This is a genomic window from Acinetobacter sp. WCHAc060006, from assembly GCF_004209135.1.
GTDB lineage: Bacteria > Pseudomonadota > Gammaproteobacteria > Pseudomonadales > Moraxellaceae > Acinetobacter > Acinetobacter cumulans.
In genome coordinates this window covers 27,303-39,405 of record NZ_SGSS01000016.1, presented here as the reverse complement: position 1 = coordinate 39,405, position 12,103 = coordinate 27,303, and the positions used below count along the sequence as shown (strand labels likewise).

The window sequence follows — 12,103 nt, the reverse complement described above, 5'->3', positions numbered from 1 at the left end:
AATGGTTCCTCAAAGTGAAGTTGTAATTCGTCAGGAAGCGTTTCTTGATGGTCGCGTATTGTTCGTAAATGCACCAACAGATGACTTGCTCAGTAATTTAGCTTCAAACATCAATGCCAGTGTTTGGACTTGGAATTTTAACGATTTTCAATATTTTCAAGCCCGTCAAGCAACTGTACATTTTGGTGTTGAACTCCCTCAAGGCGCGTTTGATCAAGCCATCGTTTTTGTTCCTAAATCTAAAGAATTACTCAATTATATTCTGCATAACCTTGCGAGTCGTTTAAGCCTAGGTGCTTCGATCTTCTTAGTGGGTGAGAAAAAAGGTGGCGTTGAACGTGCATCTAAACAGCTTCTTCCTTATGGTAAAACCCTTAAGCTAGACAGCGCACGCCATTGCCAAATGTGGCAAACGGTACTAGAAAAAAATACCACTGCCAAAGCATTGGAAGATTGGGCACAACGCTATACCGTACCAACACCACAAGGCGATTTAAACATTTGTGCATTACCCGGTGTATTTAGTCAAAATCGTTTAGATGTGGGTACAGCAGTATTCTTACCTTACCTATCTAAAGTAAGCTCTGGCAAAATTGCAGACTTCGGCTGTGGCGCAGGTGTAATTAGCGCTTATTTGGCCAAATTAAATCCAAAAAATCGTATCTTTGCGATGGATGTCGACGCCTTTGCTCTTGCTTCGACTAAAATGACTTTTGAAGAAAATTCTCTTGTTCCAGAACAACTTGAGATCAAGGCGGTTAGTGGCATAGAAGATGCACCACTGTTTTTACACGCAATCGTCAGTAATCCACCCTTTCATCAAGGGATTCAAACCGACTACAATGCCAGTGAAAATTTATGCAAAACTGCACGACGTCATCTCAAGTCGGATGGCGAACTGTGGATTGTTGCCAACCGTTTTTTAAATTATCCCGTTTTAATTGAACAAAGTTTTGGTCAGTGTATTACCAAGGCTGATCAACAAGGCTTTAAAGTGCTCTTCGCTAGCACTCAAAAAAAATCTTAAGGAATAACGATGAGCGAAACGAATCAACAGGCGCAACTCAAGCGTAAGCTTGGCGCCCGCCATCTAAATATGATTGCCATTGGTGGCTCTATTGGTACAGGTTTATTCCTTGCTTCTGGTGCAACCATTGCGAATGCTGGTCCAGGTGGTGCACTACTGGCCTATTGCTTAATTGGGGTAATGATTTATTTCCTCATGACCAGCTTAGGTGAGCTTGCAACACATAACCCAACTTCAGGTGCTTTCTTCACATACGGCACCAAGTATGTAGAAAGTGGTTTCGGCTTTGCTTTGGGCTGGAACTACTGGTACAACTGGGCAATTACCGTTGCATTCGAACTCGTTGCAGTTCAATTCATTATGAAATTTTGGTTCCCAGATATACCAGGATTTTATTGGAGTGCGCTCTTCCTAGCGATCGTCTTCGGTATTAATGCCCTTACAGTCAAAGGTTTTGGTGAGTCTGAGTTTTTCTTCTCCTTAATTAAAGTGCTAGCGATTGTTGTGTTTATCATCATTGGTATTTTCATGATTGGTAAAATCATGTTAACCCCTGGTGTAGAAACATTTGCCAACTGGACTAAAGGTGAAGCACCGTTTGTGGGTGGTTTGTCTGCCCTTATTGGTGTTGCCATGATTGCCGGATTCTCCTTCCAAGGTACAGAAATGGTCGGAGTTGCAGCAGGTGAATCTAAAGATCCAAAGAAAACAATTCCAGTAGCAATCAAGCAAATTTTCTGGCGTATCTTATTGTTTTATGTGGTGTGTATTTTCATTATTGGCACGCTCGTTTCATACGATGACCCATTGCTTTTACAAGCAGCATCTAGTGAAAATATTGCACTTTCACCATTTACGTTGTTGTATGAAAAAGCAGGCTTTGCTTTTGCAGCCTCTGTAATGAATGCTGTGATTTTAACTGCAATCTTATCTGCAGGTAACTCTGGCATGTATTCATCAACACGTATGCTGTTTGATATGGCAAAAAATGGCAGTGCGCCAAAAGCCTTCTCAAAATTGGACCGCCGTGGTGTACCAATGAATGCGCTTTATGCAACCACTGCAATTGCTGCTCTATGCTTCTTGACCACATTTATTGGTGAGCAAGCTGTGTTCAACTGGCTTTTAAATATGTCTGGTATGTGTGGCTTTATTGTCTGGTTAGGCATTGCGATTTCACACTACCGCTTCCGCAAAGGGTACGTACACCAAGGCTATAAGCTTGAAGATCTAGCTTACCGCGCTAAATTCTTCCCGTTTGCACCATGGTTTGCTTTCATTTTGTGTGCAATTGTCGTTCTCGGTCAAAACTACCAAGCAGTACTTGACGGTGACATCTTAGCAGTCATTTCAACGTATATTGGTATTTTCTTATTCCTAGCAATTTGGCTGGGCTATAAGTGGAAATACAAAGCAAAAATGGTTTCATATCAAGACATGGATGTACGTCCAATGAATGTTGATAAAGACGCCTAAAAGTTAACCCCAAAAAAAGCTACACTCCGGTGTAGCTTTTTTTATTTGTAATCACAATCAAAAAGAAAACTGCGGTCCCTACTTATTAAGTATTCCGACACCAAAATCAGTACATTCATGGTTTCGCCAATATACAAGCAACTTAACTCAATTTAATATCAGCTAATTTTGAACCATCAATCACAATCGCCTGACGACAAATTCCTTCTGCTTTACGTCTTTTTTCAAAAGTTCGTGCAGATAAAGTCGTAAAATTATCAAAAAAACAAATTTCACGGCTATTCATTGAATACACCAAAGAATGGTGTCCCACCCCTTCAACAGTATCGTAATACACAATTACAAAGTAACCCTGATCGATCTTTTCTTTAATTTGCTCATAGCTTAAAGCAGCTTGAATTGGAATATTGAGTTGCTTGGCTTCTTGATAGTATTCAATTTCTTTAGGTTGCTTATCTGGATCTGGTGCCGTATGAAAACTGGTTTTACAACCTAACTTTTGCAATGCCAATGCTAAACCGATACTAAATGCCCCTTCGCCATCATAGCCAGTAATTTTAACCAACCGCTGTATGTCTGCCTGTATCCCATAGTGCTGTAGCACCATCCACACAGCATAAACTCCACTATTAGATTTTAGCTTTAATAAAGCCTCTGGTATCTTCAAGCCCATAACAACTCGCAGTCAATTGATTTCTTTATCTTCATACAGGCTTATTCTAACAAACTCAGCAAAATTCGCCCCCATAAAAAAAGCAGCCTTTCGGCTGCTTTTTTTTAAACTCAATTCAATAAATAATTATTGAATCTTATTTAGCTACAACAGTACGGCTACCAGAAATCGTAGCGAATACGCGACGGTTCATAGCACGGCCTTCTTTAGTTTTGTTGTCAGCAATCGGTTGATCCCAAGCGAAACCTTGAGTAGACAAGCGAGCTGCATCTACGTTGTATTCGTTAACAAGTGCTGTTTTAACAGAGTTAGCACGAGCTAAAGAAAGACGTTCGTTAAGTGCACGTGGACCAGTGTTGTCTGTGTGACCTTCGATACGAGCAGTAGCGTTTGGATACTCAGAAAGTTTCTCAGCTACTTTAGCGATTTCTGGTTTGTATTGATCTTTGATGTTTGATTTGTTTGTATCAAAGAACACACGAAGTTCCATGTTAAGGTCTTCAGTCAACTCTTGTGGAGCTGGTTGAACTGGAGCTACAGGAGCTACAGGAGCAACTTCAACTACAGGAGCAGCTGGTTTCAAGTGACCACCAAGAACTACGTTAAGACCAGCTAAAGCTGTGTAGTTCCAGAAATCTTCGTCGATGTTGTAAGTTGCACGAGCTTCTGTACGAAGAGATAGAACGTCATTTAAGCGCCAGAAAGCACCTAGACCTGCGTTACCTAAAGTACCTTCTTCAGACTCACCATCTGCAATTGAACCTGCAGCTTTATATTTGTAATGACCAGCACCTAAAAGTACATATGGCTTGATTTTGCTGTCATAGTTTTTAGTGATCAAATCAGAAGTAGCATAGAAGTTACCATTGATTTGAGTCTGCTTATATTCTGCACCTGCAGGTACGCCAAGGCCTTCTACATCACCTTTCACTTGGTTATATTCAGCTTCAAAACCTAACCATGGAGTAAGTTCTACACCCAATGCAGCTCCAACGAATAAATCGTCTTGTAGCTCACCATCAGTAGAGTCCATCAAGTGGTCTTTAGCACCATTGTTGTGCTGAGTGTCTTGGAATGTGTAACCAAGCATTAATGGAGTAACAGTTACGCCTGCGTTTGCAGCTGCTAAAGGAGCAGCTACGAGCATTGCTAAAGCAATACGACTCATTTTCATGGATTTATCCTCCAGAGATAACAATTGTTGTTCAAGCCTAAAAATACCGGCATCCTGAGATAGGCTTTCTAATACCCCAGTTTTATTTTTTAAGCTATTCACGCCGAATCATACAAACACTTCAATGGTTTTCCAAGTGCTTGATTAGTCTAATCAAGTAAATTATTGACAAAATTACTTACAATTTCCGTTGTAATTCGGTAATTTTTTACTCAATTTATTCTTGTGAATCGCTTATTTTTCACTTGCTAAATATTTTAGCAGTTTTATTAAAACTTGAGTAATAAAAATTTTTGCTCAACTCAAAAATGTGTTGAAGCACATTATTAATAACATGAATTAATAAAAATAAATACCAAATACAAGGTTCAATCCAATGTTTTTTATAGTAAAAAATGGTTTCACACAATTAGAACTCATCGTGTGCGTGGCAATTATTTGTATCATTTCAAGCTATGCATTACCCGCATTCCAACGGCATCAAGCCATGCAAGAAATGCAACTTACAGCAAAAAAAATACAAACATTTAGTCGTCAAGCTAAAAATTTTGCCTCCATTCAAAATTCCAATATTGTGATCTGTCCGAGTGAAAATTTCACTCAATGTCAGCCGAGCAAATGGAGCACTGGCTTTGTAATCTTTGTCGATAACAATAAAAATCGACAAATTGATAGTACAGAAAACATTCTGCATCAGGAAAAACTCAACCTTAAATACAGCACTCTCGATTGGCATGGCACGCTCAGCATTCCGAGCCTAACCTTTCAGGCCACAACAGGAATGCCTATTGGTTCTAACGGAAGTTTTTTTCATTGTTCACTGATCGATTTGCCTCATCAAAAAATCATCATGAGTAAAATGGGCCATGTACGGCTAGAAAATATCAACAGTTGTTAGAACTGGTGGGTCTAAAGTTCTGGCACAAAGGTCATTTTCTCCACGGCTTTTTTTTATATACTGCTGTGGGTTTAACTATTTTAATAAAACAGATTCGGAGAAAATCACAATGACTGACATCGTAATTGTTAATGGTGCACGTACCGCAATGGGTGGCTTTCAAGGAAGCTTAGCAAGTGTAACAGCACCCATTTTAGGTGCAGCTTCAATTAAAGAAGCAATTGCTCGCTCAGGCTTACAAGCAACGGACATCGAAGAAGTCATTATGGGCTGTGTGCTTCCTGCTGGCTTAAAACAAGGCCCTGCGCGTCAAGCGATGCGTTTAGCAGGTTTGCCTGATTCAACAGGCGCAGTCACCATTAATAAATTGTGTGGTTCTGGCATGAAAGCTGTGATGCAAGCAGCAGACATGATTAAAGCTGGTTCTGCACAGTTTGTAGTTGCTGGTGGTATGGAATCCATGACCAATGCACCTTATGTATTGCCTAAAGCTCGTGCTGGCTTCCGTATGGGTCATGGCGAAATCAAAGATCACATGTTCCTTGATGGTCTTGAAGATGCTGAGACTGGTCGTTTAATGGGTTCATTTGCACAAGACATGGCCAACAGCAAAGGCTATACACGTGAACAGATGGATAACTTTGCCATTCGTTCTTTAAAGCGTGCGCAAACAGCGATTACTGAAGGCTATTTTGCAGATGAAATTGTGCCTGTAACTGTGAGTACGCGTAAAGGCGATGTAGTTATTGATAAAGATGAACAACCATTCAATGCCAATATCGACAAAATTCCAACATTACGCCCTGCTTTTGCTAAAGATGGCACCATTACTGCTGCCAATGCGAGCTCTATCTCTGACGGTGCTTCAGCATTAGTTTTAACCTCTGCAGAACAAGCTGTGGCAAAGGGCTTAAACCCTTTAGCTAAAATTGTTGCGTATGCTTCAAATTCACAGCATCCATCTGAATTTACCATTGCTCCTGTGGGCGCGATTCAAAAGGTATTAAATGCTACAGGTTGGGACGCTCAAGACGTTGACCTTTGGGAAATTAATGAAGCCTTTGCTATGGTGACGATGTGCCCAATGGATGAGTTCAAACTGGATGCAGAAAAAGTGAATATTAATGGTGGTGCATGTGCACTTGGCCACCCTGTGGGTTCTACAGGCTCACGCATTATTTTAACTTTAATACATGCCCTTAAGCGTACTGGCGGTAAACGCGGTATTGCTGCGCTGTGTATTGGTGGCGGTGAAGCAACTGCTGTCGCGATTGAAGTACTTTAAGACTTTAAGGCACTCCTTTTAAAAGAATTTAGGTAGATGAATAACATCGCTTTAGTTCCTTATTAATGGATAACTTAAAGTCCTATATCAATCTTCACTCACAAAAAATCTGTATAAAATCCTCCGTCATGGGGGATTTTTTAATCCGATCTTCAAATCAAAATTTCTTATCGTCATTTTAATAAAGCTTGCATGCTAGCAATTACAATTTTGAACACAGCAATCACATTGGCTTAAGAATTTAAGCTTAATCTTAAGTGACCACAACAACAAAAAACGCGGTGCTCACATGCAACTCAATCATTATTTAAACTTTAAAGGTAATACTGAAGCGGCATTTAATTTTTATAAGTCTGTCTTTGGTGGCGAGTTTTTATTTGTTATGCGTTATAGCGATGCGCCCACACAAGAAGGTCAATCCCCTTTATCTGAGGCAGACCGTCAAAAAATTATGCATATTTCTCTTCCGATTAATGAACATACCGTTTTAATGGCCTCAGATATTAGCGAACAATTTTGTGCTCAAACCAATAAAGCATTTACCGTAGGCACCAATCATTATATTTCGATTAATCTAGATGCCAGTGAACAAGATGAGGCAAAACGACTGTTTGATGCACTTGCCGTCAATGGCACAGTTGAAATGGCTTTGAGTCCAACATTCTGGGGGGCTTTATATGGTGCACTCACCGATCAATTTGGTATTCAATGGATGATCAATTGCCAATTAGAAACTGCGTAATTGAGGTCAGCATCTCAGCTCATTCGACACAAAAAAGCGACCCAATGAAAGGTCGCTTTTTTTTATACGGTGACCATGTCATTTTATGCAGATTGATCTAACCGAAAAGATGTCATTGTCAGTGATCCACCCACTGCTTTGGCATTAAATAAACTCAACTCGTCTTTGTCTTCTTGTAAAGCCAGTGCATAGATCATTGGATAATAATGATCAGGTGTTGGAATGGCGAGTTTAAAAGCCGTGCCTTGTTTATCCCAATCAATGAGTGCTTGGTGATTACGCGCTAACAAAAAACTCTGCATTTTCTGGTCTGCTTCGAGCGCCCAATCAAAACCATATTCATGGTTGATTTTATCAAAGGCAACTCGACCCAAGTTATGAACCAAATTACCACTCGCAACAATCAACACCCCTTTACGGCGCAGCCCCGCAAGCTGTTTTGCCAAATCATAATGATATTGTGCACCTTGGCTATAATCGATGCTCAACTGCACCACAGGAATATTGGCGTCAGGAAAAACGTGACATAACACTGCCCAAGTGCCGTGATCTAGGCCCCACTCATGGTCATGATGAATATCAATGCTTTGGATTGCATCGACAGTTGCATCGACCAAAGCTTGATTACCTGACGCAGGATATTGCATATCAAATAAAGCTTGTGGAAAGCCACCAAAATCATGAATGGTACGTGGCATTTGCATCGCAGTGACCGCTGTACCACCTTGAGTCAACCAATGCGCTGAAATACATAATATGGCCGTTGGTGGGGTTTCTAAAGTCGCCCCCACTCTATTCCATTCACGCGTGAATTCATTGTCTTGAATGGCATTCATGGGGGAACCATGCCCTAGAAACAAAACAGGCATAGGTGCAGTGTGTGGAAGTGTTGCATTCCAATTTTTGAGAAGAGATAAATCGCCTGTTTGCATGTGCATGATATTCACCTATGTGATGGATATTTTTATTATGCAAAGTTCATACATGTCCCGATAGTCTGTTTACGTCACTACAACATTGCAAAAATGGAACGCTGGGGCTAAATAAGGCAAATTGATCATATAGCGAAGTGCTGAGATTCACCCTTCCATTAGCAACATTTCTATTTGCATTTAATTTGGCAAAAAAAAGCTGAACCTCAGTCCAGCTTTTTCAGTTACTTAATTGAATTAAGCACCTGTTTGATAATGTGCTTGCGGTACAGCCGTTGAAGCTTGGTAAGGATGAGTAAAGTCACCCAAACCAGCAGCAGCTTCATGAATATCTTTGCCTTCTTTGATCACAAAAGTGTCAAAGCCTGCACGCTTCATGTAATTTAATACATCTTTAAATACATCACCTGTGGCACGAAGTTCACCTTGGTAGCCTTGGCGACGTAACAATGCAGCAAATGAATAACCACGACCATCATTAAAGCCTGCAAAATCAATAAAAATTGCATCAAGTTGATCTAGCGGAAATTCATTAGTTTCAGGAGAAGCATCCACTGTTAAGAACAATGCTTTTTTGCCCGTTACATTTGCAATCTGATCTAACTGCTCAACAGTCAATAGCACATCACCTTGTGGTAATACGCCATCTTCTGCAATGATTTCATAGCTGTTGTCTGCAATTGTGCCATCTTTAGAGAGCACTTGTAGTGCGGTATTAAGCATAAGCACGCTCCTTAAATGGTTGAATGCCAACACGGCGATAGGTATCAATAAAGTCTTCACCTTCCGTACGAAGATCAAGATAGGTATTTAAAATTTCTTCGACAACATCAGGTACGCGATCCGCTGCAAATGATGGCCCTAAGATGTCACCAATCGATGCATCATGATCAGCATTACCGCCAAGCGTGATTTGGTAGAATTCAGCGCCTTTTTTGTCTACACCTAAAATACCAATATTACCCACGTGGTGATGACCACATGCATTCATACAACCTGAAATATTCAGATCAAGCTTGCCAAGGTTATAAATCGTATCTAGATCATCAAAACGACGTGAAATTGCTTCAGAAATTGGAATTGATTTCGCATTGGCCAATGAACAGAAGTCACCGCCTGGGCAGCAAATAATGTCAGTAATAAAACCAATATGTGCACGCGCTAAATCTTTTGCATCTAGCACTTGCCAAAGTTCAAACAAATCTTTTTGTGGAACGTCTACCAACGCAATATTTTGTTCATGCGTTGTACGTAACTCACCAAATGTGTACTTGTCTGCAAGATCTGCAATCAAGTTCATTTCTTCAGTGGTCACATCACCTGGTGCAATACCTGCACGTTTAAGTGAAATCGTTACGATGCGGTAACCTTTTACTTTATGTGCATTGGTGTTGATGTTGAACCATTGTTTGAATTTTGGATATTCAGCAAATTTTGCAGTGAAATCTTCATCTGCATAATCTTGGTAATTAAATGGCGTAAAGTTCGCATCCATTTTTGCCAAAGTGGCAGCATCAATTTTTAATGTTTTGATGGTATGTGCAAATTCAGCTTCAACTTTTTCTGCAAATACTTCTGGCGTTAATGCTTTTACCAAAATTTTGATACGTGCTTTGTACTTGTTATCACGGCGACCGTGTAAGTTGTAAACACGTAGTACAGCTTCTAAGTACGCAATTAAATCTTCACGAGGTAAGAAGTCACGAATAAAGCTACCAATAATTGGGGTACGACCTAAACCACCGCCCACTTTAATTTTATAGCCCATCTCGCCTGCTTCATTACGCACGATGTAAACACCGATGTCATGAAAAGCTGTTGCAGCACGGTCAATTTCTTCAAGTGCAGATACTGCAATTTTGAACTTACGTGGTAAGAAAGCAAATTCTGGGTGGAAGGTTGACCATTGACGAATCAATTCACACGTTGCACGTGGATCTTCGATTTCGCCTGCAACCACACCTGCATATTGGTCTGTTGTCGTGTTACGAATACAGTTACCAGAGGTTTGAATGGCATGCATTTGTACTGATGCCAACTCTTCTAACATATCTGGCACATTTTCAAGCGCTGGCCAGTTAAATTGGAAGTTTTGACGTGTTGAAACGTGTGCATAACCACGGTCATACGCTGTTGCAAGTGAAGCAATTTTACGCAGTTGCTTCGAGTTCATTAAACCATAAGGCACAGCAACACGGAGCATGGGTGCATAGCGCTGCACATATAAACCATTTTGCAGACGAAGCGGACGATATTCGTCTTCTGTCAATTTACCTGCTAAATAACGTTCCGTTTGATCACGGAACTGTGCAACACGTTCATTAATCAGTTGCTGATCAAAATCAGTATATAAATACATGGCGTACAGCTAGTAGTTTCTATTATAACGATGCACAGAATAACGAGATTTGATCTATCAAGAAAATGCGTTTTTTACATATTTAATAGCGATTTTATTGATAAGACTATCTCAATATCATTGATATAGGTACTTTCAGGCCATTTGTAATTGCTTTTTTTAATATTGATTATTTTATTTAATCTTTAGCATTTTTTATCATAAAGAAAAGCCCACGATGTAGGCTTTTACTTTAAGAGGATGTTAATTGCAATCAACCACAGCATGCATTCATCTATGATCATTCACTAATCGTCAGCTGTAGACTTAAACCAAGTGCCAGCACCAAGCGCTTGTCCAATATATTGATAACTGGCCTGAGAACGTGAAAATTTAATTGGACAGGCCAACTGTGGCTCGGTTTCTACGGCCTCAGCATTTAAGGGAACATTGACTACCCAATTCCGCGCAGCTGCCAAAGGTGAATTTAAAGCCTCTTGCAAGGATAATACGGGTTCTACACATACATCCAAGTTTTGAAACAATGCTTGCCATACTGCAAATGGCTCAGATGCAAATTTGTCTCGTAGCGCTTGTTTCACTTCTGCTCGGTCAGCCTGATCAAATGATGCTCCCTTCTGTAAAAGAAGGGGTAAGTCCAGTGCCTGCCCTAAAGCGAGCATAAATTGGGGCTCTAAACTACCCACTGCAAAATAGCGCCCGTCTTGCGTTGGGTAATAGTCATAAAATGTTGCGCCATTCAAATGCGTTTGCTCGGCTTCGGCATGCTCACCACCAGCCAAACTACTGGCTGCCGCCATATTGTTTAATGCCACAGCACAATCAGTCATAGAAATATCAATATACTGTCCTATACCGCTTTGATAGCGCTCAATGACTGCAGCCAATATTCCCATAACAGCATGCATAGAACCACCTGCAACATCGGCAACTTGTATGCCGAGTGGCGGTGGCCCACTCTGCTGACGGCCACTGTATCCCGCGATTCCAGACAAGGCTAAATAATTAATATCATGACCAGCTTTATCTTTATAAAGTCCGGTTTGCCCATAGCCTGTAATTGAGCAGTAAATCAATTTAGGATTAATCTGTGCCAAAGTTGCATAGTCCAAACCTAAGCGTTGCATAACGCCTGGGCGGAATTGCTCAACCACAATATCGACCTCTAATATTTTTTGATACAGCAATGCAATACTGTTTGGGTCTTTTAAATCGAGTGCGATCGATTGCTTGTTTCTGTTTAAATAACTATGTGCTACAGCCTGCCCATTTGCATAAGGTGGCATCAAACGAACCAAGTCTAGACGCGTAGGTGATTCAATATGCACAACCTCTGCGCCCAGATCGGCCAAATACAAAGTGGCGAATGGACCAGGTAGAAGTGTGGAAAAATCAAGAACTTTCAAGCCTTTTAGTGGTGCTGACATTGGAGTTTTTACTCTATTTATGTTGATTTTTTATGCATATTAGAAATATAAATGATACAAAACAATGTCATGTTCAGCCATTTACCTTGATAGTTTCGGCAATTTACCAT

General features: G+C 40.5%; 11 protein-coding genes. 5 read left to right on the top strand and 6 right to left on the bottom strand.

Annotated elements, in window-relative coordinates:
- The first annotated feature begins 1 nt into the window (after nucleotide 1).
- Together EXE29_RS10655 and EXE29_RS10650 are read left to right on the top strand one after the other, a co-directional pair.
- Entirely contained in the window at nucleotides 2–1,027 is a 1,026-nt protein-coding gene (locus EXE29_RS10655) for a methyltransferase (protein WP_106985946.1), read from the top strand.
- 9 nt (nucleotides 1,028–1,036) lie between these two features.
- Nucleotides 1,037–2,503, top strand: a complete 1,467-nt coding sequence (locus tag EXE29_RS10650) for an amino acid permease (RefSeq protein ID WP_106985945.1) — start codon at nucleotides 1,037–1,039, stop codon at nucleotides 2,501–2,503.
- 142 nt (nucleotides 2,504–2,645) lie between these two features.
- Here the strand turns inward: EXE29_RS10650 and EXE29_RS10645 are convergent, their stop codons facing one another.
- Together EXE29_RS10645 and omp38 are read right to left on the bottom strand one after the other, a co-directional pair.
- On the bottom strand, nucleotides 2,646–3,176 hold the full coding sequence (locus EXE29_RS10645) for a cysteine peptidase family C39 domain-containing protein (RefSeq protein ID WP_106985944.1): 531 nt from the start codon (nucleotides 3,174–3,176) through the stop codon (nucleotides 2,646–2,648).
- A gap of 136 nt (nucleotides 3,177–3,312) precedes the next feature.
- Nucleotides 3,313–4,350: an outer membrane protein Omp38 gene (gene omp38 / locus EXE29_RS10640; RefSeq protein ID WP_120364635.1), complete on the bottom strand. Its 1,038-nt coding sequence runs from the start codon at nucleotides 4,348–4,350 to the stop codon at nucleotides 3,313–3,315.
- 376 nt (nucleotides 4,351–4,726) lie between these two features.
- On the opposite strand from omp38, the gene EXE29_RS10635 reads away from it, so the two are divergent.
- The 3 genes from EXE29_RS10635 (at nucleotide 4,727) to EXE29_RS10625 (ending at nucleotide 7,275) form a co-directional block, all read left to right on the top strand.
- Nucleotides 4,727–5,248, top strand: coding sequence for a GspH/FimT family protein (locus EXE29_RS10635; RefSeq protein WP_117006371.1), 522 nt, complete (start codon nucleotides 4,727–4,729; stop codon nucleotides 5,246–5,248).
- 109 nt (nucleotides 5,249–5,357) lie between these two features.
- Nucleotides 5,358–6,533 carry a thiolase family protein gene (locus tag EXE29_RS10630; protein WP_106985941.1) on the top strand — a complete coding sequence of 392 codons (1,176 nt, stop codon included), beginning with the start codon at nucleotides 5,358–5,360 and terminating at the stop codon, nucleotides 6,531–6,533.
- Nucleotides 6,534–6,822: 289 nt separating this feature from the next.
- Complete coding sequence (locus tag EXE29_RS10625) at nucleotides 6,823–7,275, top strand: VOC family protein (RefSeq protein ID WP_120364634.1); 453 nt, start codon at nucleotides 6,823–6,825, stop codon at nucleotides 7,273–7,275.
- 83 nt (nucleotides 7,276–7,358) lie between these two features.
- On the opposite strand, the gene ygiD is transcribed toward EXE29_RS10625, so the two are convergent.
- The 4 genes from ygiD to EXE29_RS10605 form a co-directional block, all read right to left on the bottom strand.
- Nucleotides 7,359–8,213, bottom strand: coding sequence for a 4,5-DOPA-extradiol-dioxygenase (gene ygiD, locus EXE29_RS10620; RefSeq protein ID WP_120364633.1), 855 nt, complete (start codon nucleotides 8,211–8,213; stop codon nucleotides 7,359–7,361).
- A 231-nt stretch (nucleotides 8,214–8,444) separates the two neighbouring features.
- A complete protein-coding gene (locus tag EXE29_RS10615) occupies nucleotides 8,445–8,930 on the bottom strand; it encodes a DUF934 domain-containing protein (protein WP_120364632.1) in 486 nt (161 codons plus the stop codon).
- On the bottom strand, nucleotides 8,923–10,566 hold the full coding sequence (locus tag EXE29_RS10610) for a nitrite/sulfite reductase (protein WP_120364631.1): 1,644 nt from the start codon (nucleotides 10,564–10,566) through the stop codon (nucleotides 8,923–8,925). The genes EXE29_RS10615 and EXE29_RS10610 overlap by 8 nt, the downstream gene beginning before the upstream one ends.
- 287 nt (nucleotides 10,567–10,853) lie before the next feature.
- A complete protein-coding gene (locus EXE29_RS10605; protein WP_120364630.1) occupies nucleotides 10,854–11,993 on the bottom strand; it encodes a CaiB/BaiF CoA transferase family protein in 1,140 nt (379 codons plus the stop codon).
- Between the last annotated feature and the right edge of the window lie 110 nt (nucleotides 11,994–12,103).